The 23951-nt window shown below is 66.1% G+C and carries 25 protein-coding genes; 17 read left to right on the top strand and 8 right to left on the bottom strand.

Features of this window, described 5'->3' with window-relative positions; all coding sequences use genetic code 11:
* Nucleotides 1-6: 6 nt before the first annotated feature.
* Complete coding sequence (locus AC2TZ7_RS10215; RefSeq protein WP_489864124.1) at nucleotides 7-684, bottom strand: hypothetical protein; 678 nt, start codon at nucleotides 682-684, stop codon at nucleotides 7-9.
* A 169-nt stretch (nucleotides 685-853) separates the two neighbouring features.
* Between AC2TZ7_RS10215 and trhA the strand changes: the two genes are divergently transcribed.
* Nucleotides 854-1516, top strand: a complete 663-nt coding sequence (gene trhA, locus AC2TZ7_RS10210) for a PAQR family membrane homeostasis protein TrhA (RefSeq protein WP_489864123.1) — start codon at nucleotides 854-856, stop codon at nucleotides 1514-1516.
* Nucleotides 1517-1523: 7 nt separating this feature from the next.
* Here the strand turns inward: trhA and tgt are convergent, their stop codons facing one another.
* Entirely contained in the window at nucleotides 1524-2651 is a 1128-nt protein-coding gene (gene tgt, locus AC2TZ7_RS10205) for a tRNA guanosine(34) transglycosylase Tgt (protein ID WP_078519331.1), read from the bottom strand.
* Nucleotides 2652-2775: 124 nt separating this feature from the next.
* Between tgt and AC2TZ7_RS10200 the strand changes: the two genes are divergently transcribed.
* Nucleotides 2776-3591, top strand: a complete 816-nt coding sequence (locus AC2TZ7_RS10200; protein ID WP_489864122.1) for an MBL fold metallo-hydrolase — start codon at nucleotides 2776-2778, stop codon at nucleotides 3589-3591.
* Between the two features lie 3 nt (nucleotides 3592-3594).
* On the opposite strand, the gene AC2TZ7_RS10195 is transcribed toward AC2TZ7_RS10200, so the two are convergent.
* The 3 genes from AC2TZ7_RS10195 to AC2TZ7_RS10185 are packed head-to-tail and all read right to left on the bottom strand — an operon-like array spanning nucleotide 3595 to nucleotide 6078.
* Nucleotides 3595-4134 carry a GNAT family N-acetyltransferase gene (locus tag AC2TZ7_RS10195; protein WP_489866804.1) on the bottom strand — a complete coding sequence of 180 codons (540 nt, stop codon included), beginning with the start codon at nucleotides 4132-4134 and terminating at the stop codon, nucleotides 3595-3597.
* A 5-nt stretch (nucleotides 4135-4139) separates the two neighbouring features.
* Nucleotides 4140-4598 carry a DNA polymerase III subunit chi gene (locus tag AC2TZ7_RS10190; RefSeq protein ID WP_078519333.1) on the bottom strand — a complete coding sequence of 153 codons (459 nt, stop codon included), beginning with the start codon at nucleotides 4596-4598 and terminating at the stop codon, nucleotides 4140-4142.
* 10 nt (nucleotides 4599-4608) lie between these two features.
* The gene (locus AC2TZ7_RS10185) at nucleotides 4609-6078 is read right to left on the bottom strand and encodes a leucyl aminopeptidase (RefSeq protein WP_489864121.1); all 1470 of its coding nucleotides are present in this window, start codon (nucleotides 6076-6078) and stop codon (nucleotides 4609-4611) included.
* Nucleotides 6079-6258: 180 nt separating this feature from the next.
* On the opposite strand from AC2TZ7_RS10185, the gene lptF reads away from it, so the two are divergent.
* The 7 genes from lptF to AC2TZ7_RS10150 all read left to right on the top strand — a co-directional run bounded on the left by lptF (nucleotide 6259) and on the right by AC2TZ7_RS10150 (nucleotide 14389).
* Nucleotides 6259-7404: an LPS export ABC transporter permease LptF gene (gene lptF, locus AC2TZ7_RS10180; protein ID WP_489864120.1), complete on the top strand. Its 1146-nt coding sequence runs from the start codon at nucleotides 6259-6261 to the stop codon at nucleotides 7402-7404.
* Nucleotides 7401-8519 (top strand): LPS export ABC transporter permease LptG, encoded by a 1119-nt coding sequence (lptG, locus tag AC2TZ7_RS10175; RefSeq protein WP_489864119.1) that lies wholly within the window; start codon nucleotides 7401-7403, stop codon nucleotides 8517-8519. Before lptF ends, lptG begins: the two co-directional genes overlap by 4 nt.
* Nucleotides 8519-10747, top strand: coding sequence for an LPS-assembly protein LptD (locus AC2TZ7_RS10170; RefSeq protein WP_489864118.1), 2229 nt, complete (start codon nucleotides 8519-8521; stop codon nucleotides 10745-10747). The genes lptG and AC2TZ7_RS10170 overlap by 1 nt, the downstream gene beginning before the upstream one ends.
* A 92-nt stretch (nucleotides 10748-10839) precedes the next feature.
* A complete protein-coding gene (locus tag AC2TZ7_RS10165; protein WP_176535983.1) occupies nucleotides 10840-12069 on the top strand; it encodes a peptidylprolyl isomerase in 1230 nt (409 codons plus the stop codon).
* Complete coding sequence (pdxA, locus tag AC2TZ7_RS10160; protein WP_489864117.1) at nucleotides 12066-13088, top strand: 4-hydroxythreonine-4-phosphate dehydrogenase PdxA; 1023 nt, start codon at nucleotides 12066-12068, stop codon at nucleotides 13086-13088. Before AC2TZ7_RS10165 ends, pdxA begins: the two co-directional genes overlap by 4 nt.
* 9 nt (nucleotides 13089-13097) lie before the next feature.
* Entirely contained in the window at nucleotides 13098-13943 is an 846-nt protein-coding gene (gene rsmA, locus AC2TZ7_RS10155; protein ID WP_489864116.1) for a 16S rRNA (adenine(1518)-N(6)/adenine(1519)-N(6))-dimethyltransferase RsmA, read from the top strand.
* Nucleotides 13940-14389, top strand: a complete 450-nt coding sequence (locus tag AC2TZ7_RS10150) for a GNAT family N-acetyltransferase (protein WP_489864115.1) — start codon at nucleotides 13940-13942, stop codon at nucleotides 14387-14389. Before rsmA ends, AC2TZ7_RS10150 begins: the two co-directional genes overlap by 4 nt.
* A 73-nt stretch (nucleotides 14390-14462) precedes the next feature.
* Here the strand turns inward: AC2TZ7_RS10150 and AC2TZ7_RS10145 are convergent, their stop codons facing one another.
* The 3 genes from AC2TZ7_RS10145 to prfA all read right to left on the bottom strand — a co-directional run bounded on the left by AC2TZ7_RS10145 (nucleotide 14463) and on the right by prfA (nucleotide 17425).
* Nucleotides 14463-15245 (bottom strand): DUF4167 domain-containing protein, encoded by a 783-nt coding sequence (locus AC2TZ7_RS10145; RefSeq protein WP_489864114.1) that lies wholly within the window; start codon nucleotides 15243-15245, stop codon nucleotides 14463-14465.
* 270 nt (nucleotides 15246-15515) lie between these two features.
* Nucleotides 15516-16373 carry a peptide chain release factor N(5)-glutamine methyltransferase gene (gene prmC, locus AC2TZ7_RS10140; protein WP_489864113.1) on the bottom strand — a complete coding sequence of 286 codons (858 nt, stop codon included), beginning with the start codon at nucleotides 16371-16373 and terminating at the stop codon, nucleotides 15516-15518.
* The gene (gene prfA / locus AC2TZ7_RS10135) at nucleotides 16370-17425 is read right to left on the bottom strand and encodes a peptide chain release factor 1 (RefSeq protein ID WP_489864112.1); all 1056 of its coding nucleotides are present in this window, start codon (nucleotides 17423-17425) and stop codon (nucleotides 16370-16372) included. Before prfA ends, prmC begins: the two co-directional genes overlap by 4 nt.
* Before the next feature lie 381 nt (nucleotides 17426-17806).
* Here prfA and AC2TZ7_RS10130 point away from each other — a divergent pair, with 381 nt between their 5' ends.
* The 8 genes from AC2TZ7_RS10130 (at nucleotide 17807) to AC2TZ7_RS10095 (ending at nucleotide 23937) form a co-directional block, all read left to right on the top strand.
* Nucleotides 17807-18172 carry a DUF59 domain-containing protein gene (locus AC2TZ7_RS10130; RefSeq protein WP_093476840.1) on the top strand — a complete coding sequence of 122 codons (366 nt, stop codon included), beginning with the start codon at nucleotides 17807-17809 and terminating at the stop codon, nucleotides 18170-18172.
* 209 nt (nucleotides 18173-18381) lie between these two features.
* Nucleotides 18382-19455, top strand: a complete 1074-nt coding sequence (locus tag AC2TZ7_RS10125; RefSeq protein WP_489864111.1) for an alkene reductase — start codon at nucleotides 18382-18384, stop codon at nucleotides 19453-19455.
* A gap of 81 nt (nucleotides 19456-19536) precedes the next feature.
* Complete coding sequence (locus tag AC2TZ7_RS10120) at nucleotides 19537-20142, top strand: MarR family transcriptional regulator (protein ID WP_489864110.1); 606 nt, start codon at nucleotides 19537-19539, stop codon at nucleotides 20140-20142.
* On the top strand, nucleotides 20139-20882 hold the full coding sequence (locus AC2TZ7_RS10115; protein ID WP_489864109.1) for a DUF3307 domain-containing protein: 744 nt from the start codon (nucleotides 20139-20141) through the stop codon (nucleotides 20880-20882). The genes AC2TZ7_RS10120 and AC2TZ7_RS10115 overlap by 4 nt, the downstream gene beginning before the upstream one ends.
* A 24-nt stretch (nucleotides 20883-20906) precedes the next feature.
* Complete coding sequence (locus AC2TZ7_RS10110; RefSeq protein WP_078519348.1) at nucleotides 20907-21278, top strand: HesB/IscA family protein; 372 nt, start codon at nucleotides 20907-20909, stop codon at nucleotides 21276-21278.
* Between the two features lie 88 nt (nucleotides 21279-21366).
* Nucleotides 21367-22110, top strand: a complete 744-nt coding sequence (gene tpiA / locus AC2TZ7_RS10105; RefSeq protein ID WP_489864108.1) for a triose-phosphate isomerase — start codon at nucleotides 21367-21369, stop codon at nucleotides 22108-22110.
* A gap of 150 nt (nucleotides 22111-22260) precedes the next feature.
* Nucleotides 22261-23385 (top strand): peptide chain release factor 2, encoded by a 1125-nt coding sequence (prfB, locus tag AC2TZ7_RS10100; RefSeq protein WP_078539462.1) that lies wholly within the window; start codon nucleotides 22261-22263, stop codon nucleotides 23383-23385.
* 6 nt (nucleotides 23386-23391) lie between these two features.
* Nucleotides 23392-23937 (top strand): AAA family ATPase, encoded by a 546-nt coding sequence (locus AC2TZ7_RS10095; protein ID WP_489864107.1) that lies wholly within the window; start codon nucleotides 23392-23394, stop codon nucleotides 23935-23937.
* Nucleotides 23938-23951 lie beyond the last annotated feature (14 nt).

The following is a 23951-nucleotide window of genomic DNA, read 5'->3' as shown; positions in this document are numbered from 1 at the left end:
GGCGCGTCAGACACGCGCCTCTTTCTTTTTGCCGAGGTCGCGCACCAGCTTTCCGGAAAGCGCCGCGGTCAGGTCGATCTCGGAATAGGTATTCACGAGGATGGCCCGCGTGTCATTGAACCGCGCGTGATCCAGTCCGGGTTTCAACCAGGGCTCGGAGCAGAGATGCTCCCAGGTTTCGAGAAAGCGCAACGCACCGAGCGTGGGGCGGAACGCGATGCAAAGCGCCGCCTTCGGGTTTCTCTCCGCATGGCGGCTGTTGTCCAGCGTTCCGACATCCCAGCCCCCGCCGGGCAAGTCGATCGGCCCGGTGAGAACAGCGTCGGCATCAACCCAGACCACCGGGCAGTTATGGGTGAGCAGCTTGAACTTTATGAAGCTCGGCTTGAACAGGCAGGCATTGGCGCGTCCGCACGGGGGGATCGTATCGATATCGCTGGCGATGCCCTCACCGCTGCAGGACTGGCGCAGGCGCTCGGCGTAGAGATCATATTCGCCATCGCGCGTGCCGTAGGAGATGACGAGGGGCGGCGCGTCCTCGGCGGGCGCCGTTCCAGTCGCGGGAAGAAGAAAATCGAGGCGTAGATTGGGTGCCGGAGCGATCAGAAAACGGCCGCCTGCGCGCTTGGTGACTTTACGCCCCTTGCTGTTGAGCGCCTGAAGGCTGCGGATCAGTTTCTTCATGGCACCCCCGGGGAAGCGGCTGGTCCGCGTCGTCCTCGCGCGTAGCATCGGTTCCGGAACCGCTCAACGGCGACCACTTCACAAACACGTGAGTAGCGTCGCGCCTCTGACGAAACGTCACAGGGTGGTCACGCTTGGGAGATCGCCTCATCGTTGCTATCTTAGAAGGATGACCAAGGGGATCACCACGATGACGCGCCACCAATTGAGCCACAGCTTTCGCGAACATGTCGCCGATGGCGTCGTCCATGTGCTGGGCGTCGTTTTCGCCGTGGCAGGGGTCAGTGCGCTGATCGTCTGGGCCTCGCTGGCGGCGCCGGAAGGCCGGGTCTGGCCGCTCGCGGTCTACTCGGTCGGGCTGATCGCCTCTTTCTCGCTCTCGGCCGCCTATAACCTGACCCTGCATGCGCCGACGCGCGCAGTGCTGCGGCGCTTCGATCACGCAGCGATTTATCTTCTGATTGCGGGCACTTACACGCCGATGGCGCTGATCGGCCTCGGCGGGGTCGCTGGCTGGGCGCTGACCGCGACGGTCTGGGCGCTCGCGACCTTCGGCATCGTGATGAAGCTCGGCTTCTTCCACCGCGCGGAGCGCACGGGGTTCTGGCTCTATCTGGCGATGGGCTGGCTCGGGATGATCGCGATGTGGCCGCTGATCGTGTCCCTTCCCCTGCCCGCGCTGATCCTGCTGGTCGTGGGCGGACTGACCTATACGGTCGGCGTGATCTTCTACCAGACCGAGCGCATCCCCTTCTCGCGCGCGATCTGGCACGGCCATGTGCTGGCCGCGGCCGCGACGCATTACGCCGCGGTGATCGTGATCTCGCACTGAGCGGGGGTCAGAGCGGCTCGATATCGCCCATCGCGCGGGTCTCATGGAATTCCGAGACGAAGCGCGCCAGCGCCCCCTCGTCGATCGCCGCGCGCAGGCCCGCCATCAGTTCCTGATAGTAATGCAGGTTGTGCCAGGTCAGCAGCATCCCCGAGATCATCTCGCCGGAGCGGAAGACGTGGTGCAGATAGGCGCGAGAGTAGTTTTGGCAGGCCGGACAGGTGCAGGCCTCGTCCAGCGGGCGCGGATCGTCGGCATGGCGGGCGTTCTTGATATTCACCTGACCGCGGCGGGTCCAGGCCTGGCCTGTGCGCCCCGAGCGCGACGGCAGCACGCAATCCATCATGTCGATGCCGCGCTCTACCGCGCCGACGATATCATCGGGCTTGCCGACGCCCATCAGGTAGCGCGGCTTGTCCTGCGGCAGCATGCCCGGCGCATAGTCGAGCACGCCGAACATCGCTTCCTGCCCCTCGCCCACGGCGAGACCGCCGACCGCATAGCCCTCGAAGCCGATTTCCTTGAGTTTCTCGGCACTTTCCTCGCGAAGCTCACGCGTCACGCCGCCCTGCTGGATGCCGAACAACGCATGGCCGGGACGGTCGCCGAAGGCATCGCGCGAGCGTTGCGCCCACCGCATCGACAGGCGCATCGACTTCGCCACTTCTTCCTCGGTCGCGGGCAGCGCGGGGCACTCGTCGAAGCACATCACGATATCCGAACCCAGCAGCTTCTGGATTTCCATCGAACGTTCGGGCGAGAGCATATGTTTCGAGCCGTCGACATGGGAGGCAAAGGTCACGCCTTCCTCGGTCAGCTTTCGCAAAGACGCGAGGCTCATCACCTGAAACCCGCCCGAGTCGGTCAGGATCGGCTTGTCCCAGTTCATGAACTTGTGGAGCCCGCCCAGACGCGCCACCCGCTCCGCGCCGGGGCGCAGCATCAGGTGATAGGTATTGCCCAGCAGGATATCCGCGCCGGTCGCGGCCACCGATTCCGGCATCATCGCCTTCACGGTAGCGGCGGTGCCCACGGGCATGAAGGCCGGCGTGCGGATCTCGCCGCGCGGCGTCGAGATCGTCCCGGTGCGGGCCGCGCCATCGGTGGCCTTGAGGGTGAAGCTGAACTTGGTCATCTGGGGCTCTCCTTCGGCCCCGGCTGATAGACCCAAAGCGGCGCGAAGGGAAGGCCACGCAAGGCGCAAGGGCATGGACCGGAATCGCTTTTTGGCCTTACGCTAGGGCAAAAGGAGGCTCGCCATGATCCGCGCCATTCTTCTCGCCCTCTGTGCCGCGTCTGCGCCACTCGCGGCTGCCGCGCAAAACCAGCGCATCAGCCATTGCATCGCGATCGCCGATGCGGCCCCCGGGATCGAATACCTGCATAAGGCCAGTTGGTCCGACCCGGTGCCGGAGCAATCGGTGCGGTTGCATTACATCGACCATTCGATGGTGCTGTTGCAGACCGAGGGCGGGCTATCAGTCGTGACCGATTTCAACGGCTGGACCGGCGGGGCGCGGTTTGCGCCCGATTACGTCACGATGAACCATGCCCATTCGAGCCATATGACCGATATGATCCCGGACGGGACGGTGGCGCTGAAGGGCTGGTCGGATCAGTTCGGCGTGGCGGCCGAGCATCATCTGGATCTGGGCGAGATGCTGATCCGCAATGTGCCCACCGATATCCGCAGCTGGGGCGGGGTCGAGGAGAACGGCAACTCGATCTTCGTCTTCGAGGTGGCGGGGCTCTGCATCGGCCATCTGGGCCATCTGCATCACGAGCCCGATCCCGCGCAATATGCGGCGCTGGGGCGGCTCGATGTGGTGATGGCGGCGGTGGACGGGTCCTACACGGTCGATCAGCCGACGATGATCCGCATCCTGAACCGGCTGCGCTCGCGCATCGTGATCCCGGTCCATTGGTTCGGCGAGCCGACCCTGCAGAGCTTTCTCGACGGGATGGAAGGCGTCTTCGCGGTCGAGCGGCCCGGCGTGAGCGAATTGGTCGTCTCACTCAGGACCTTGCCGCGCGAGCCGACGGTAATGGTGCTGGAGCCCGACCGGCTGCGGTAGGGCTCACCAGATCTCAGGTCGTTGGAAAGCCGCCACGCAATGCGGCCTCCCCGCGATGGCGCCAAGCGGCGTGGGTGTCAGGGATTGACCAAGCCAGCCCTGCGGCATCGACAGCGGATAGGGCGCGGCGATGGCGGCTTCGGCAATCGGCGCAAAGCCCACCCGTCCGTAATAGGCCGGATCGCCATAGGTCAGCACGGTCTCGACGCCCGCCGCTGACAGCTCTGCGAGGGCATGACGGATCAGCCTCTGCCCGACGCCCTTGCGTTGCTGCGCCGGGGCGACCGCCATCGGCGAGAGCAGGAAGACGCGGCGCGGATCGTGGTCATAGCGCAGGCGGGTGAAGCAGACCGCGCCGATCAGCGCCTCTCCCTCCCGCGCGGTGAAACAGTGCAGATCGCCGGGATCGGTCCGCGCGAGGATGTCGCGCACGAGCGCCCCGATCAGCGCGCCTTCGTCGGGGCCTTCGGACGCCGCGAAGCTCTCGGCGAAGAGATCGGCGAAGCGATCCGCGTCTCCGGCATATCCTGCGCTGATGTCCACCCGGCTCAACTCTCCGCCTTCTTCTCCCAGCGGCCGCCCTCTTCCGACCAGTAGATCGCCTTCGCGCCCGCGCCGGTCAGGGTCTTCCACTGTCCGCGCGCATGTTGCACCGCCTGCGGGTCGTTGCCGTCGAACAGGATCCAGACGCGTTTATGGGCGTCGGTCTCCTCCGCCGCGACCTCGGCGCCGTCCACGGCCATCATCGCCTCGCGCCCGTCGCCTGCGGGCGCGGTGCCCAGCAGGATCGGCTGCAGCGCGTCATGCGGACCGCCTGCGAGCCCATGCGGCAGGAAGCTCGCCTCGTTGCCCATCAGCCAGAGCCTCTGGTCGAGCCAGTCGAGCCGCGCGGAATCGGTACCGCGCAATTCCACCTTCCAACCCTGCTCCACCGCCCGGGAGGCGAGGTTCAGCACCACCTCCTCGAGGCTGGAGCGGGTCAGATGGTAGAAATTGACTTGCCCCATCCTGGGCTCCTCAGGCTTCGAACTTGTCGCGGATCAGGCGGTCGAGCATGCGCACGCCCCAGCCGGTCGGCCCTTTCGGGGCCAGCGTGGTCTCCGAGGGCGGCAGAGCCACGCCCGCGATGTCGATATGGCACCACGGCACCTCGTCCTTCACGAAGCGCTTGAGGAAAGCGGCCGCGGTGATCGCGCCGCCCCAGCGGTTGCCGACATTGCGCATATCGGCCAGCCGCGATTTCAGCGCCTTGTCATAGGCGGGCTGCAGCGGCATGTGCCACGCGCCCTCTCCCTCGGTTTTCGCCGCTTTAAGAATGTCGGCTACGAACTTGTCGTCATTGGCGAAAAGGCCCGCGTTCTCGTGGCCGAGGGCGACGATCACGGCCCCGGTCAGCGTGGCGAGATTGACCATCGCCTTGGGCTGGAACCGGTCCTGCGCATACCAGAGCACATCGGCCAGAACGAGGCGGCCTTCGGCATCGGTGTTGATCACTTCGATCGTGTCGCCCTTCATCGAGGTCACGATATCGCCGGGGCGTTGCGCGCGCCCGTCGGGCATGTTCTCGACCAGCCCCACGAGGCCCACGACATTCGCCTTGGCCTTGCGCAGCGCGAGCGTGCGCATCACGCCCGAGACGACGCCTGCGCCGCCCATATCCATCGTCATCTCTTCCATGCCCGCGCCGGGCTTGAGCGAGATGCCGCCCGCGTCGAACACGACCCCCTTGCCGACGAGCGCGAAGGGGGCCTCGCCTTCTTCGCCGCCCTTCCACTGCATGACGACCAGCTTGGAGGGCATTTCAGAGCCCATGCCGACGCCCAGAAGCGCGCCCATGCCGAGCTTCTTCATGTCCTCCTCTTCGAGGATTTCGACATCGAGGCCCAGCTCCTGCATCGCGGCGAGGCGGGCGGCGAAATCGTCGGTGGTCAGGATGTTGGCGGGCTCGTTGACCAGATCGCGGGTGAAGAACACGCCCTCGGCCAGTGCGGCATGCGGGGCAGCGGCGGCGGCGACCTCTTCGGGCTTGTCGACCATGATCGTCACCGGCCCGTAAGCCTTCTTGTCCTCGCCGGTATGATAGTCGAAGCGATAGGCGCGCAGCGCGAGACCCAGCGACAGATCGGCGGCGCGCGGATGGTTCTGCGCCACCACGAGCGCGCCCGCCTCCCCCAGTTTGGCCCCGATCGCAGCGCCTGCCTTGCGGGCCTCGTCGGCGCTGGCCTTGCGATCGAGCCGCACCAGCTGCACCGCTTCGGCGGCGATCGCGGCGGGCCAGCTCAGCTCCATCGCCTCGCCCGCACCAAGACCCGCGAAGGCTTCCGAGTCCACCGCGCGCTTGATCGCGCCCTTCATCGCCCGATCCAGCTTGCGCCCGGCCTGCCCCAGCTTGCTGTCACCGCCCACGACCAGCGCGATCCGCCCGCTTTGGGTGGCGAAACCCTCCGGATCGGTTTCCTTGAAGGCGATAGCAACAGGTTGGGTCATGTGGGGTTCTCCGAAGATGAGACCGGCGCGCGCGTCGGCGGTGCTCGGTCGCGATTGGCATCAAATTGCGCGCGAGCCTAGCCCTGCCTCCGGAAAATGAAAAGCACCCCCGCTGTGCCCTTCCCTCACTTCGCCCGACAGGCTAGAGAAAGGGAAATATTCGGGGGTATTGAGAGGGTCGTGACGCAACTGGACAGATATGTTTTGTCCAAATTGATGGCGCTGTTCGGGTTTTTCGCGCTCGTGCTGGTCTCCGTCTATTGGGTCAACCGGGCTGTGATCATGTTCGACAGCCTGATTTCGGACGGCCAGACCGCAACGGTGGTGCTGGAATTCACCGCGCTGACCTTGCCTTACGTCATCCGCATCGTGCTGCCGGTCGCCGCCTTCGCCGCCACGATCTACGCGTTCAACCGGCTCGATCAGGACAGCGAATTGGTGGTGATGCGCGCCACTGGCACCTCGAACTGGCGGCTGGCGCGTCCGGTGCTGGTCTTCGGGCTGATCGCCTCGGTGATGATGGCGCTTCTGGTGAATTTCCTCGTCCCCGCCGCGAAAGCCCGGCTGGCCGAGCGCCAGCAGGAGGTCGCGCAGAACCTGACCGCGAAATTCCTCACCGAAGGCACGTTCCAGCATCCCGCGCCGGGCATCTCGATCTATATCCGGCGCATTTCCGATCTGGGGGAGTTGCAGGACATCTTCGTCTCCGACAGCCGCTCGGCGCAGACGAGCACGATCTATACCGCCGACAAGGGCGTGATCGTGAAGACCGAGACGGGGCCGAAACTGATCATGTTCTCGGGCATGGCCCAGACGCTGCGCAAACCCTCGGATCGCCTGTCGGTCACGCGGTTTGCCAATTTCACCTATGATATCGGCTCGTTCCTGAAGGCCGGTAAGGCGCGGGCGCCGAAGATCGACGAGATGACGACGCCGCGCCTCGCCGCGATGATGGCCGGGACCGGTCTGGACGCGACACCGGGCGCGAATAGCGCCAAGGCCGCCCGCGACGCGCTGCGGCTGGAGCTTGCCCGGCGGATCACCCAGCCCCTGCTGGCCCCGATCGCGGCGCTGATCGGCTTCTCGGCGCTGATGATGGGCACATTCTCGCGCTTTGGCATGTGGCGGCAGATGTCGCTCGCCATCGGCGGGCTGATCGTGGTGCAGGTGCTGCAAAACGCCGCCGAGACCAGTTCCGGGCGCGACCCCTCGCTTTGGCCGAGCCTGATCGCGCCGACGCTGGGCGGGATCGTTATGGTGCTGTTCATGCTGTGGTGGTCGGGGCGTCCGCGTCGTATCCGGCCCAAACGGGAGGCTGCCGCGTGACGCTTGCCCTCTATCTTGCGAAACGGTTCCTCCGCAGCTTCCTGATCGTCGCGGCGAGCTTCTGGGGCATCCTGTTCCTGATCGACGTGGTCGAGGAAATCCGCCGCTTCTCCGATCAGGGGCTGAGCCTGCTGCAGCTCTCGGTGCTCTCTGCGCTCAACATCCCCGAGACGATTTACACCATCCTGCCGCTGATCGTGATGCTGTCGGCGGTGGCGCTGTTCGTCGCACTGGCGCGCAGCTCTGAACTGGTGGTGATCCGGGCCGCGGGCCGGTCCGCGCTGCGGATGCTGGCCGCGCCGATCGCGGCGGCGCTGGTGCTTGGCCTGCTGGCGCTGCTGGTGGGCAACCCGCTCGTCTCGGCGACCTCGAAGCGCTACGAGACGCTCGTCGATCACTACACGTCCGGTGGCGGCTCGACCGTCTCGATCGGGCGCGAAGGCGTGTGGATGCGGCAAAGCGCAGGCCTCGCCTCCGACGGCAAGTCGCTGGCGCAGGCGGTGATCCATGCCGAGCGCGCCAATGGCGATGCCACGACCCTGCATGGCGTGACCTTCCTGATCTTCGACCCTCAACGCGGCCCGGTGCGCCGGATCGACGCGAAGACCGCGACGCTGGTACCGGGCGCGTGGCAGTTGCAGGACGTGAAGGACTGGCCGCTGGGCGAGTCCACCAACCCCGAGCGCGACGCCACAACCCAGGACAGCCTCTCGCTGCCCTCCGATCTGACGGTCGCCAGCATCCGCGACAGTTTCGGCAAGCCCTCCGCGGTGCCGATCTGGCAACTGCCGAGCTTCATCGCCTCGCTCGAAGATGCGGGCTTCTCGGCGCGCCGCCATATCGTGTGGTTCCAGATGGAGCTCGCGCTGCCGGTTCTGCTGGTCGCGATGGTGCTGATCGCGGCGAGCTTCACGATGGATCATGTGCGCTTCGGGGGCATCGGCGCGAAGGTTCTTTTGGCCTTGGCCGCCGGTCTGGGCTTGTTCTTCCTGCGCAATATCGCGCAAGTTCTGGGCGATAACGGACAGATTCCCGTTCTGCTCGCGGCCTGGGCGCCGCCGGTGATCGGGTTGATGCTGCCGCTGGCGCGGCTACTGCACCGGGAGGATGGGTGATGCGGCGGCAATTCGGCGCCTTGGCAGGACGGGCGAGCGCCTTGGCGCTGATCGTCGCGCTTGGCGTGACGGGCCCGCAGACGGTGCGCGCGCAAGACGCTACCGCGACAGCCTCCACCCCCACTACGCAGGACGCGCCGATCCCGTCGTCGGACGAATTGGCGACGCTGCTGGCCGACCGGGTCTCGATCCGCAATCAGAACGAGCTGGTCGCCGAGGGCAATGTCGAGGTCTTCTACAAGTCCAACCGGCTTTCCGCCAAGCGCGTGGTCTATGACCAGAAGGCGGACAAGCTCTACCTCGAAGGTCCGATCCGGCTGGTGCAGCCCGGCCAGTCGCAGGCGGTGATCCTCGCCTCGCAGGCGGAGCTATCCTCGGATCTGCAAAACGGCATCCTGCTCAGCGCCCGGATGGTGATGGCGCGCGAGTTGCAGCTCGCCGCCGCCCGGATCGAGCGGCGCGACGGCGCGATCACGATCATGGACAAGGTCGTGGCCTCGTCTTGCGAGGTCTGCCGGACCAACCCGACGCCGCTTTGGGAAATCCGCGCGAGCCGCGTCGTGCATAACGCGACCACGCGGCAGATCGTCTTCGAGGATGCGCAGTTCCGCGCGGCAGGCGTGCCGATCGCCTATCTGCCGCGGCTCCGCCTGCCCGCGCCGGGCGTGCGGCGGATGACGGGATTCCTCGCCCCGCAATTCCGCACCACGAGCGGCCTCGGGCCGGGGCTTCTGGTGCCTTATTTCATCGCGCTCGGGCCCAGCCGCGACCTGACGGTGACGCCCTATTTCGCGACCTCGCGCACCGAGACGCTGAACCTGCGCTACCGGCAGGCCTTCAACTGGGGCAAGATGGAATGGTCGGGCGCGCTGAGCAAGGACGACATTCGCAGCGGCACGCGCGGCTATCTCTTCGGCGATCTCGAGGCGAAACTGCCCCGCGAATTCCGTTTGACCGCGCAGCTTCGGCTGGTCAGCGACGACAGCTACCTGCTCAATTACGGGCTCGGCGACGATGACCGGCTGTGGTCGGGCGTCACGCTCGAACGGGTGCGCCGCGACGAACTGATCTGGGCCCGCGCCGGCAATGTCCACTCGCTGCGGGCGGGCGAAAGCAACTCGACAGAACCGATGCTGAGCGGCACCGGCGAATGGATCCGCACATTCCGCCCCGCCGCAATCGGCGGACAGGGCAGCCTGCGGTTTTCCACCTTGGCGACGCGGCGCGCCTCGAATTCGACGCTCGATCTCAACGGCGACGGACGGCCCGACGGGCGCGACATGGTGCGTGGCTCGCTCACCGCCGACTGGCGGCGCAACTGGCTGTTCGGGCCGGGTATGCTGGGCTCCATCGAGACGCAATTCGCGGGCGACATCATCGAGACCAATCAGGATTCCGCCTTCAGCGACACGATCCTGCGCGGCCAACCCACCGTCGCCGCGGAAATCCGCTGGCCCTGGGTGAAGACGAGCGGCCGCGCCGCCTATGTGATCGAGCCGGTGGCGCAGATCGTCTGGGCGCCCGATCATCTGGCGGACGCCTCCAACGAGGACAGCCAGCTGCCCGAATTCGACGGCGGCAACCTGTTCTCGCTGACCCGCTATCCGGGCGAGGATGCGCGCGAGACCGGCCTGCGCGCCAATGTCGGGCTCGGCTGGACGCGCTATGACAGCTCCGGCTGGTCTCTGGGCGTCGCGGCGGGCCGCGTGTTCCGCCAGCGCGATCTGAGCCAGTTTTCGCAGGGCACGGGGCTGTCGGGGACGAAATCGGACTGGCTCCTCGAGACTCATCTGACCACCGCGAACGGGCTGACCCTGTCGAACCGCGCGCTGTTCGACGATAACCTCTCCGTGTCGCGCGACGAGTTGCGGCTGTCGCGGGTCGGTAATGACTTCAACGTCTCGGCAGGTTATCTCTGGCTCGAGAAGAACCCCGCCGAAGGGCGCGACGACAACATGTCGGAACTGATGCTCGACACGGGATGGCGCTGGGGCAACGGCTGGTCGGGCACGCTCAGCACACGTTACGATTTCACCGCCGAGCGCGCCGCACGCGCCAAGCTCGGCCTGCGCTACCAGACCGAATGCATCGCGGTTGATCTTTCCCTCTCGCGCCGCTTCACGTCATCCACTAGTGTAGCCCCGGAGACCGATTTCGGCCTTTCCGTCCAACTCGTCGGCTTCGGCGCGAGTGGCGGTGCGCCCGCGCGGCGAACCTGCGGAGGGTAAGGCTGGGGATCGCAACGCGGCCCAGCGGGCCCAGAGGATCAACGAGGCCCCAAGGGCCAAGACTGAACGAGACGAAACGGACAGACACGCTCATGACGATGATGACCCGACTGCTCACCCTTCTGGCGCTGATGCTCGCCCTGCCTTTCGCCGCAGGGACGGCGCAGGCGCAATCGGGCGGCAGCTTCGCGCCCGTCGTCACCGTCAACGGGCTGGGCGTGACCGATTACGAAATCAGCCAGCGCCAGCGCTTCATGCAGCTGCTCAATGCCGGCGCGAACTCCCGCGAGGATGCCGAGAAGGCGCTGATCGAAGATCGCCTGCGCATCTGGGCCGGCAACCGCATCGGCATCAAGCTCGACGAGGCCGCGATCCAGAAGGGCATGGACGAATTCGCGGGCCGCGCGAACATGACCGGCGAGCAATTCGTGCAGGCGCTGCAGAAGGAAGGCGTCGATCCGAACACCTTCCGCAATTTCACCGAGGCTGGCCTCGTCTGGCGTCAGGTGGTCCGCGCGCGCTTCGGGCCGCGGGTGAACATCACGAAAGCTGACATCGACCGCGCGATGATGCCCGAAAGCCAGACCGGCAAGGGCGTGAAGGTGCTACTCTCCGAAGCGATCATTCCCGCGCCTCAGGGCAACGCACGGGCCGCGATGGGTCAGGCGCGTCAGCTTTCGGCCGCACAGGGCGAAGGCGCGTTCGCAGCGCTCGCCCGTCAGTATTCGGCCGCTCCCTCGCGGGATCGCGGCGGGCGTCTGGACTGGATGCCGATCGACAAGCTGCCGCCGCAACTGCGCGGCGTGGTGCTCAAGCTCAAGCCGGGCACGGCGACCCAGCCGATCGAACTTCAGGGCGCGGTCGCGGTCTTCCTGCTGCGCGCGATCGGTGACGGCGAGGCCCCGTCGGGCCCGCAGACGCTGAGCTACATGACCTTCGCCATCGGCCAGACCGGCTCGCAGCAATCGGCAAAGGTCCAGAGCCAGGTGGCCGCGGCGCGCCAATGCAACCAGCTCTACACGATCGGCAAGGGCTTCCCGGCGAGCGCGCTCACCATGCATGAGGACGTGGCGCAGGCGCAGGTGCCGACCAATGTCGGTCTCGCGCTGTCGCATCTCGACGTGGGCGAGAGCGAAGTGATCCCGCAGGGCGCAAACGACCTTCTGGTGATGCTCTGCGATCGCAAAGTGGCACCCGAGGGCGACCAGTCCGCCCCCGACCGCGATCAGGTCCGCGCGGCACTGGAGAGCAAGGCGCTCGAAGCCTATGCCAACGGCTACATGGCCGATCTGGAAGCCGACGCGGTGATCGTGCGCAAATGAGCGCCCAGCCGACCGATCGCACTGCGGCCCGTGCGCCCGACCGCCCCGTGATCCTCAGCTGCGGCGATCCCTCGGGGGTTGGCCCCGAGATCGCCGCCCGCGCCTGGGAGCATTGCGGCGCGAAGCTGCCTTTCGTCTGGATCGGCGATCCCGCGCATCTGCCGCGCGGCACGAAGATCCGCGAGATCGACCGCCCCGCCGATGCGCTGCGCCATGCCAGCGCCGGGCTGCCGGTGCTGCCCCACCAGTTCCCCGCCGCCGCCCTACCGGGCGAGCCGGACCCCGCCAATGCGAAAGCCGTGATCGACGTGATCGCGCGCGGCGTCGATCTGGTGATGCGCGGCGAAGGCACCGGGCTGACCACCGCGCCGATCAACAAGAAAGCGCTTAAGGACGGGGCAAAGTTCACCTTCCCCGGCCACACCGAATATCTGGCCCATCTCGCGGGCGTCGAGCGGGTGGTGATGATGCTGACCTCGTCGCGTGTCGACCCGCCGCTGCGCGTGGTGCCCGCCACGATCCATGTCGCGCTGTCCGAGGTGCCGAAACTCCTGACCCCGCAGCTTCTGCGCGAGACGGTGCGGATCACCTATGAAGGGCTGCGGCGCGATTTCGGCTTCTCCGCCCCGCGGATCGCCGTGGCGGGGCTGAACCCGCATGCAGGCGAAGGCGGCGCGATGGGCTCCGAGGAAGGCGACTGGATCGCCGACACGCTCGACGGTCTGCGCGAAGAGGGCTACGCCGTCGCGGGGCCGATGCCCGCCGATACGATGTTCCACGCCCGCGCCCGTCAGACCTACGACGCGGCTATCTGCGCCTATCACGATCAGGCGCTGATCCCGATCAAGACGCTCGATTTCGACGGCGGGGTGAATATCACGCTCGGCCTGCCCTTCGTGCGGACCTCACCCGATCACGGCACCGCCTATGACATCGCGGGCCAAGGCCGCGCCAACCCCGCCTCGCTGATCGCGGCGCTGGAGATGGCGGCCCGGATGGGAGCCGCGCGTCATGACTGAGGCTGCGTAATGGCGACGATCGACGGGCTGCCGCCGCTGCGCGAGGTTCTGCAGACGCATGATCTGGTGGCAAAGAAGAGCCTCGGGCAGAACTTCCTGCTGGACCTGAACCTGACCGCGAAGATCGCGCGCTCTGCGGGCGATCTGACGGGCGCGGATGTGCTGGAGGTCGGCCCCGGCCCCGGCGGTCTGACCCGCGGGCTTCTGGCCGAAGGGGCGCGCAAGGTCCTCGCGATCGAGAAGGACACGCGCTGCCTACCTGCCTTGGCCGAGATCGCCGAAGCCTATCCGGGGCGGCTCGAGGTCATCAATGGCGACGCGCTGCAGATCGACCCGCTCGCGCATCTGACGCCGCCGATCAAGATCGCCGCGAACCTGCCCTATAACGTGGGCACCGAGCTGCTGGTGCGCTGGCTGACGCCGAAAGAGTGGCCGCCCTTCTGGGAGAGCCTGACGCTGATGTTCCAGCGCGAGGTGGCCGAGCGGATCGTGGCCAAACCGGGCAGCAAACATTACGGTCGGCTCGCGATCCTCGCGCAGTGGCGTGCCGAGGCGAAGATCGTGATGAGCCTGCCGCCCGAAGCCTTCACGCCCGCGCCGAAGGTCCATTCGGCAGTGGTGCATCTAAAGGCCCTGCCCGAGCCGCGCTATCCGGCCGATGCGGCGACGCTCAGCCGGGTCGTGGCCGCGGGCTTCAACCAGCGCCGCAAGATGCTGCGCGCCTCGCTGAAAGGCGTGGCCCCCGATATCGAGGCGAAGCTGGAGCAGGCCGGGATCGCACCGACCGAGCGCGCCGAACGCGTGACGCTGGAGCAATTCTGCCGGCTCGCACGCATCGTCGCGGGTCAGGAATGATCCGCCCGGCGCGCGAGGACGACCTGCCGCGCATTGCCGAGATCGCCGAGGCCGCCTTCTCCCGCTACATTCCCCGGATCGGACGCCCGCCTGCTCCGATGCTCGCCGATCATGCCGCCGAGCAGCCGCATCTCTGGGTCTGCGAGGGGGAAAGCGGACTCGCGGGCTATATCGGGCTCTTTGCGGATGACGGCACGCCGCCCCGGTTGCAGATCGAGCCCGTCGCCGTCGACCCGGCCGCACAAGGGCAAGGCATCGGGCGGCAGTTGATGGCGTTCGCCGAGGCGCGCGCCCGCGAGATCGGCGCGGAAAAGCTGTGGCTTTTTGCCAATGCCGCGATGGAGGAGAGCCGCGCGGTCTATGCGCGGCTCGGCTTTATCGAGCGCGACCGCCGGATGGATGGCGGCTATGACCGGGTATTTCTGGACAAAGACCTGACCGCCTGAGTGCCGCCCCTGCCCCAACATGCAAAAAGGCCCGCCGATCCGGCGGGCCTTTTGCTATCTCTTGTCCGAGGCGTTACTCGCCCGAAGCTTTGGGCATCTCGGCGCTCGCCTCTGCCTTTTCAGCCTTGTCGGCTTTCGGGGCGCGCGGCTTGCGCGGGGCGCGCGGACGCTTGGGCTTTTCGGCCTTTTCCGCTTTCTCGGCCTTTTCCGCTTTCTCGGCCTTCTCAGGCTGTTCCCCGGTTTTCGGCGCCTCTTCGCTGCTGCGGCTTTCCGGCGTCTCGACGAGGGTGGAATCCTCTTCGAGCTCGAGCTGCGGCATCGGCGGCATCATCTCGGGGCTTTCGGCGCGCTTGTTGCGACCGGAGGATTTCGCCTCGCTGCGCTCTTCGCGACGCTCGGACGTGGTGTTGTCCTGAGCTTCCCCCTTCGAGGCGGCCTCGTTCTGGCTGTCGCCCTGCTGGCCATTGTTCTGGCCGCTGTTTTGACCGCCCTGCTGACCGTTACCGCCTTGGTTCTGACCACCGTTATTCTGGCCACCATTGTTCTGGTTGCCGTTATTCTGGTTGTTCTGCTGGCGCTGCTGGTTGCGGGCCTCTTGCTCGCGGGCCTGTTCTTTCTGCGCCTCGCCCAGCATTCGCGTGTAATGCTCTGCGTGCTGCAGGAAGTTCTGCTCGGCCACGCGGTCGTTGCCGAGCTGTGCATCGCGCGCAAGCTGAAGATATTTATCAATGATCTGCTGCGGCGTACCGCGCACCTTGCCTTCGGGGCCGGAGCTGTCGAAGACGCGGTTGACGATATTGCCCATCGACCGTTGACGGTTCGACTTATTACGCGAACGGGATTTCGAAGATCTCATGGCTTTCGTTTTCTTGGCCCGTTGTCACGGGCTTTTCGGAAATGGCCGCTAATGCGTGGCCTGCGGGCTGAACTGTCACGCTGGGCATACCTGCCCGGTTTCGTTCCTAACACCCGCGCTGTGAAGCTGAGCCGTGCGGGGGATTACTATCCGCCCTGCACAGGCTTGACTAAACATGCGGGGGGCCACCTTTCAAGTCAGAAAATCGGTCAAATCCGCGATTTCCGCCGATTCGCGGTGTTTTCCCCAAGATTTTGCGCGATTTTGCGCTCAAGACGCGCCGCAATCCGCCGGATCGCCGGATTTATGCGCCAAAACGACGCGGTCACGCCCATCGAGATCTTGGCGCGTCTCGATCTGCTCGAACCCCTGGGCGGCGAAGAGATCGCTGACCGCCTGCGCCTGTGTCGGACCGATCTCCACCGCGAGACGACCGCCCGCCAGCAGCCGCGCCCCTGCCCCGAGTGCAATCGCGCGATAGGCGTCGAGCCCATCGCCGCCGGGGGTCAGCGCCGAGAGCGGCTCCCAGTCGCGCACATCCTGCGAGAGCCCCGCCATCTCGTCCTGGGCGATATAGGGCGGGTTCGAGACGATGAGGTCGTAGCGCCCCGGCACATTGGCAAACCAGTCTGAAATCAGGAACTTGGCGCGTTTGGCCACGCCGAGCGCCTCGGCGTTGCTTTTCGCGACCTCCAGCGCGGCGTCCGACAGATCGGTCCCCGTCCCCGCCGCGAAGGGCATGGATTTCAGCAGCGAGATCAAGATGCAGCCGGTGCCCGTGCCAAGGTCGAGCGCGTGGACGAAGGGCCGCTCCAGCGCCACCTCGACCAGCAGTTCCGTCTCGGGGCGCGGGTCGAGCGTGTCGCGGGTGACGCGGAATTCGTGCCCCCAGAACAGCCGCTTGCCGGTGATCTGGGCGACGGGCTGGCGCGCCGCGCGGGCGGTGAGGGCCGTCTCGAACCGGGCGGCAGCGTCATCGGGCAGCGGGTCTTGCAGCGCGAGCGTCAGGCGGTCGGGTGCCACCTGCAACGCATGGGCCAGCAGCCTGCGTGCGTCGGTCTGCGCGCCCTCGATCCCGGCTTCGCGTAACCTCCGGGTTGCAGCGACCAGCGCATCCTGCGCCCTCACGCTTCCATCTCCGCGAGCTTCGCCGCCTGATCGTCGGCAATCAGCGCGTCGACCACCTCGTCGATCTCGCCTTCCATAACCTTATCAAGGGAATAGAGCGTAAGATTGATGCGGTGATCGGTCAGCCGCCCTTGCGGGAAATTATAGGTGCGGATGCGCTCCGAGCGGTCGCCGGAGCCCACCTGAGACTTCCGCGTCTCGGCGCGCTCGGAGGCCGCGCGGTCCCGTTCGGCCTCGAACAGCCGCGCGCGCAGCACCGCCATCGCATTGGCGCGGTTCTGGTGCTGAGATTTCTCCGACGAGGTGACGACGATCCCGGTCGGGATATGGGTGATGCGCACCGCCGAGTCCGTGGTGTTGACGTGCTGGCCGCCCGCGCCGGAGGCCCGCATCGTGTCGATCCGGATGTCATTGGCAGGAATGTCGATATCGACCGCCTCGACCTCGGGCAGAACGGCCACGGTTGCGGCCGAGGTGTGGATGCGCCCGCCGGCCTCGGTTTCCGGCACGCGCTGCACGCGGTGGACGCCGGACTCGTATTTCAGCCGCGCAAAGACGCCCTCGCCCTCGATCCGGGCCACGGCCTCCTTGACGCCGCCCAGCTCGGTCTCGGTCAGCTCCATCATCTCAAACCGCCAGCCGTGTTTCTCGGCGTATTTCTGATACATGCGCAGCAGGTTACCCGCGAAAAGCGCCGCTTCCTCGCCGCCCGTGCCGGGGCGGATCTCCAAAATCGCGGGGCGCGCGTCAGCGGCATCCTTGGGCAGAAGCGCCACGCGCAAAGCCTGCTCCATCTCGGGGATACGGGATTTGAGGCGCGGCAATTCCTCCTCGGCCAGATCGCGCATTTCCGGATCGGTGAGCCAACCTTCGGCCTCTGCCAGATCGGCACGCGCCTGACGCCAGGCTTCGATCTGGGTCACGACCGGTTTGAGTTCGGAATATTCGCGGCTGATTTCGGCGATCTTGGCAGGTTCCGCGCCAGCGTTGAGCAGCGCCTCGAGGTACTCGAAGCGCGCGAGGATCTGGTCGAGTTTCTCTTCGGGCAACATGGGATCGGTTTGGCGCGAAGCGTGCGGGGCGTCAAGGCAGGAGCGTTGGGAGGAGTGCGCCGCTTCCTCCCTTCGGTCCGGGGCGACCAGCCCCGGGCCGCGCCCGACCCTCCCCCCGGGAGGGCGCATTGGCGATGTCGTCGCAGGCTCAAGCGTCCGCCGGGCTTGCGAGATAAAGTGCCCGGCGACAGGCGACGCCACGCGCCCACCCGAGGCTCGAGCGCGCCCCTTCTCAACCAACGTGTCATCATGGACGCCACCTCATCACATATCAGCCGGTGGCCCACGCCTCCCTTTACGGCTCGGGTCCTATCACCTAGATAAACAGTCGAGTAATTCGATAGGCGCCCGCGCGCGCCCCCGCCGATGAAAGAGGCTTCCATGACCGCCACGCCCGAAGAGCCGCTTGAAGGCACCCCGCTGATCAAGCCCTCGACGACCGATCACCCGCTCTACGAAAGTGTCGTGGAAGCGTGCCGCACCGTCTATGACCCGGAAATTCCGGTGAACATCTACGATCTCGGCCTCGTCTACACGATCGAGATCAGCCCCGAGAATGACGCGAAGGTGATCATGACGCTCACCGCGCCGGGCTGCCCCGTGGCGGGCGAGATGCCGGGCTGGGTTCACGATGCCGTGGCCTGCGTCGGCGGTCTGCGCGATGTCGATGTCGAGATGACCTTCGATCCGCAATGGGGCATGGACATGATGTCCGACGAGGCGCGGCTGGAACTGGGCTTCATGTGAGGCCCGGAGGGGGCTCTGCCCCCGCACCCTGCGGGTGCCCCCCGGGATATTTCGGACCAAGAGGAAGGGAGCCACGCGGCTCCCTTTTTGCTTCCTCGCATTTGCGCACAGCGACGTCGCGCATGCCGCCACCTTGTCCCTAGCGCCGTGCGACCCATCTCATGGCGCCGAATGTCAAACCCGATGAGAGGCCCGACTAGATGACCGACATGGCTGATACGCTTTTCTCCCCCACGAAGCTTGGCGCGATCGAGATCGCCAACCGCTTCGTGATGGCGCCGCTGACCCGCAACCGCGCGCCCGACCTGCATCCGACCGACATGACGGTGGAATATTACCGCCAGCGCGCAGGCGCGGGGCTGATCATCACCGAAGGCACACAGATCTCGCCGATGGGTCAGGGCTATGCCTGGACGCCCGGCATCTATAACGACGCGCAGGTCGCTGGCTGGAAGAAAGTCACCGAGGCCGTGCATGGCGCGGGCGGCAAGATCGTCGCGCAGATCTGGCACGTCGGCCGGATTTCGGTGCCGCAGCTTCTGGATGGACGCGATCCGGTCGGCCCCTCGGCGATCTCGGCCGAGGCGAAAACCTTCGACGGTGAAGGCTTCGTGGCGACCACCACGCCCCATGCGCTGACGGTCGAAGAGATCGCCGCCACGGTCGAGGATTACCGCAACGCGGCGCGCAACGCGAAAGCCGCGGGCTTCGATGGCGTCGAGATCCACGCCGCGAATGGCTACCTGATCGACCAGTTCCTGCGCGACACTTCGAACAAACGCGAAGACGCATATGGCGGCTCGATCGAGAACCGCACCCGCTTCCTGCGCGAAGTGGTGGACGCGGTGACCGATATCCTCGGCGCAGAGCGCGTGGGCATCCGCCTCTCGCCCTGGTCGAACGCGAATAACGTGGGCATCGACAGCAACACGGCGGAACTGTTCGGCGCGGTGGTCGACTTCCTCAACACCAAGCCGATGGCCTTCGTGCATTTCGTCGAAGGCCAGACCGGCGGTCCGCGCGAGTGGCCCGCGGACGGGATCGAGACGCTGCGTGCGAAGTCGAAAGCGCCCTATATCGCGAATAATGGTTACGACAAGGCGATGGCCGAAACGGCGCTGAAAGAGGGCGCGGCGGCGGTGGCCTTCGGCAAGCTGTTCATCGCGAACCCGGACCTGCCGACGCGCTTCGAGAAGGACGCGCCGCTCAACGCGCCGAACCCGGACACGTTCTACGGCGGCGGTGCTGAGGGCTATACGGATTATCCGTTCCTCGTTGAGTGATGCAGGCTATTTCGCCTGCTAAATAGAAGATGCAGGTATTTTTACTTGCATATTGTTATGCGCAGGCATTATAACCTGCGCATGGCTTATTTTTGTGTCCTCACCGGCGATATCGTCGCCTCGACCCGTCTCTCGGCCTCCGAGCTGAGCGCGGCGCTCGATGCGATCGAGGGAGCGGCGGAAGCGTTGCGGCCCTCACTGGGCGACACGGCTTTCGCCCGCAATCGCGGCGATGGCTGGCAGATAGCGATCACCGAGCCGCGCTATCAGGCAAGGCTGGCCGTGCTGATCGAGGCCGAGTTGCGCGCTCTGGGCGAGGCATTCTCGACCCGGATCGCGATTGCCGAGGGTGATGGCGCCCTGCCTGCGGATGGCGACCTGAACGGAGCGTCGGGGCCGGTCTTCACTACCTCGGGGCAACTGCTCGATAGCCTCGAAGGTCCGCGCATCGCCCATGCGGCAGGCGGGGCGCTTGGTGCGGCGCTGCGGCTGTTCGACCATCTCTCGGAGGAATGGACGCCAGCGCAGGCGCGCGCGATCGCGCCGATGTTGCGCCTTAAACCTCCGACCCAGACCGCCGCCGCCTCCGAGATCGGCATCACCCGGCAATCGCTGGCACAGGCCTTGGCAAGCGCGGCTTACCCGGCCATCGTGGAGGCCTTAGCGATGATCGAGGAGACCCCATGATCGAGACTTTCGCGGCACTTCTCTTCGCCCATACCTTCACCGATTTCGCGTTTCAAAGCAGCGACATGGCGGAGAAGAAGGCCAGGCGGGACGGAGCGGCTCTGGCCACGCATATCGCGATCCTCGCGGGGCTGACGCTGTTGGTGGGGCTGCAGCTGAGCTGGGCGCTGATCGGGGTGCTGGCGCTGGTCGCCCTCAGCCATCTCGTGATCGACATCGCCAAGAGCTTCGCGCCCAAAACGCATCCCCTCGCCGCCTTCCTCGGCGATCAAGCGGCCCATCTGGCTGCGACCGCGCTCATCGCCGCCACCTTCCCGACATTTTGGAACAATTCGCTCTGGGCGGGCCTCACTTGGCTCCCCGGTGCCCTGACGCTCGCCACCGGCCTCCTGATCACCACCCGCGCGGGCGGCTTCGCGGTGGGACTGCTGATGGCGCAATATGAAAACGACGCCCCGCCTGAGGGGCTGCCCCAGGGCGGGCGGATGATCGGGCTGCTCGAACGCGGGCTGATTATTCTTCTGGTTCTGGCGGGACAACCCTCCGGCATCGGCTTTCTGATCGCGGCGAAATCGATCCTGCGCTTCGAGGCGGTGTCAAAGGACGGGGCGAATCCGAAATCCGAATATGTGATCATCGGCACGCTGGCCTCTTTCGGCTGGGCGCTCGCCGCCTCTTACGCCACGCTCGCGCTTTTGGGACAGCTTCCGCCCCTTGGAATCCTGCCCGTCCCCGACTAAATTACTCGGTGAAGGAGAGCCCCCATGTTCAACGTCCCCGGACAAGATCCCGTCACCCTGACCGACGCCGCCGTCGCGCAGATTGCCAAGCTTATGTCGCGCGAGGATGCGGCTGGCTTCCGCATCGGCGTGAAGAAAGGTGGCTGCGCGGGCATGGAATACACGATGGAGGTCGCGGCCGAGGCTGGGCCGATGGATATCGTCGTCGAGAAGGGCCCCGCCCGTGTGCTGATCGCGCCGATGGCGCAGATGTTCATGCTGGGCACCGAGATCGACTACGAGACCGGCCTTCTGGAATCGGGCTTCAAGTTCCGCAATCCGAACGTGGTCGATGAATGCGGCTGCGGCGAGTCGATCAAGTTCGCCGATATGGAAGCCCCCCAGAGCAACGGCTAAGTCGCGTCCCCGCGCCAATTTGCCCTTTGCGAGCCTGCGCCCCCTGCCCTAATGTCAGGCCCAACGACATCAGGGAGAATAATCGCACATGCGCAAGAAACTGGCCGCCGGCAATTGGAAGATGAACGGGCTCAAGAGCAATCTGGGCGAGGTCTCGGCGCTGACCGAAGCGCACCCCGCGCCCGCCTGTGACGTGCTGCTCTGCCCGCCCGCGACGCTGATTGGCGCGATGGCCGAGGCGGCTGGCGGCAAGCTCGCGGTCGGCGGACAGGACTGCCACATGAACGAGAGCGGCGCGCATACCGGCGACATCTCGGCGCAGATGATCGCGGATGCGGGTGGCTCTTATGTCATCGTCGGCCATTCCGAGCGTCGCGCGGACCACCACGAAAGCGATCTCATCGTGCGCGCCAAGGCCGAGGCGGCGATTGGCGCAGGTCTGATTGCGGTGATCTGCGTGGGCGAGACAGAGGCGCAGCGCGACGGCGAACAGACGCTCGACGTGATCGGCGAACAGCTTGCGGGCTCCGTTCCCGATGGTGCGACGGCCGCCAATTGCGTGATCGCCTATGAACCCGTCTGGGCGATCGGCACGGGCCGCACGCCGACGCTGGAGCAGATCGCCGAGGTGCATGACTTCATGCGCAACACGCTGGTCGCGCGCTTCGCGGCCGCGGGCAACGGGATGCGCCTGCTCTATGGCGGCTCGGTCAAACCCTCCAACGCGGAAGAGATTTTCGCGACTTCCAATGTCGATGGCGCGCTTGTGGGCGGGGCCTCGCTCAAGGCCAGCGATTTCGGCGCGATCATCGCGGCGCTGGAGGCAAGCTGAGCCACGCCTCGCTCCGCACCACGGAGACCATAGACACAAGGGCCGCGCGGCTTTTCAACGCCGCGCGGCCCACGCAATTTCCCCCGCGCCGCCTTGCGGGCGCCGCCCCGATCTCGTATCACGCGGGCCAAGCTTTCAAGAGGATGACAGATGCGCGCCGAGACGCAGAACACCGTCGAACAGATCCGCAAGTCCCTGACCTTGCTGGGCCAGCGGATGGACCTCGAGACCGCGCCGCACCGGATCGAGGAATTCAACGCGATGATCGAAGACCCCACCCTGTGGGACGATCAGGCGCGCGCGCAGAAACTGATGCGCGACCGGCAGCAACTGATGGACAAGTTCGAAACCTATAACCGGATCAAGCAGGATCTGGAGGACAATGTCGAACTGATCGAGATGGGCGAGATGGAAGACGACGAGGAAGTCGTCTCCGAGGCCGAGGCCTCGCTGGCCGCGCTGAAAGAGACCGCCGCGTCGAAAGAGCTCGAAGCCCTTCTCGATGGCGAGGCGGATGCGAATGACACCTTCCTCGAGATCAACGCAGGCGCGGGTGGCACGGAGGCCTGCGACTGGGCCTCGATGCTGCAGCGGATGTATGTCCGCTGGGCCGAAAAGCGCGGCTACGAGGTCGAGCTGCAATCGGAAGAACCGGGCGCCGAGGCCGGGATCAAATCCTGCGCCTACAAGATTTCCGGGCCCAACGCCTATGGCTGGCTGAAATCGGAATCGGGCGTGCACCGCCTCGTGCGGATTTCGCCCTTCGGCAAGGGCACGCGCGAGACCTCGTTTGCGTCGGTCTGGGTCTATCCGGTCGTCGACGACAATATCGAGATCGAGGTGAACCCCGCCGATATCCGCATCGACACGTTCCGCTCTTCGGGCGCGGGCGGTCAGCACGTCAACACGACCGACTCGGCGGTGCGGATCACCCACCACCCGACCGGGATCGTGGTCACCTCGTCGGAGAAGTCGCAGCACCAGAACCGCGACATCGCGATGAAGGCGCTGAAATCGCGCCTCTATCAGATGGAGCTGGAAAAGCGCACCGCGGCGATCAACGAAGCCCACGAGAACAAGGGCTCGGCCGGTTGGGGCAACCAGATCCGCTCTTACGTGCTGCAGCCCTACCAGATGGTGAAGGACCTGCGCACGCAGCACGAGACCTCGGATACGCAGGGCGTGCTCGACGGCGATCTCGACGGGTTCATGGCGGCGACGCTGGCGCTTGGCCTCGAAGGCAAATCCCGCGCCGACGCGCAAGCGGAGAGCTGATCGCGAATGGCGGCGCGGGTTCATATTACCGGCGCCGCGGGTTCGGGCACATCTTCGCTGGGACAACGTCTGGCCGACCGGCTGGGCGTCACCCATCTCGACACCGACCAGTTCTACTGGGCCGAGAGCGACCCGCCCTACACCGTCAAGCGCCGCCCCGCCGAGCGGCTGGCGCTGATGGAAGAGGCGAAGGAACCGGAGGGCTGGGTAATCTCCGGCTCGCTCGACGGCTGGGGGGAGCCCGCAATCGCAGGCGCCGATCTGATCGTCTTTCTCACCGCCCCCACACCGATCCGCCTTGCGCGCCTGCGCAAGCGCGAGGCGGCGCGCTTCGGCACCCGTATCCGCAAGGGCGGCGACATGGAGGCCAATCACGGCTCCTTCCTGACCTGGGCTGCGGGCTATGACGATCCCTATTTCTCGGGGCGCTCGCTCAGCCGCCATCACGAATGGCTGGCGGGCCGGTCCGAGCTGGTGCTGGAGCTGTCGGGCACGCGACCGCTCGACGAGTTGCTGGCCGAGTGCGTTGCCGCGCTTGGAATGAAACCCTGAACGGTTTTGGCGCG

This window comes from Thioclava sp. ISO4, assembly GCF_058105145.1.
The sequence above is the reverse complement of the archived record's forward strand: the minus strand, read 5'-3'. Positions and strand labels throughout refer to the sequence as shown.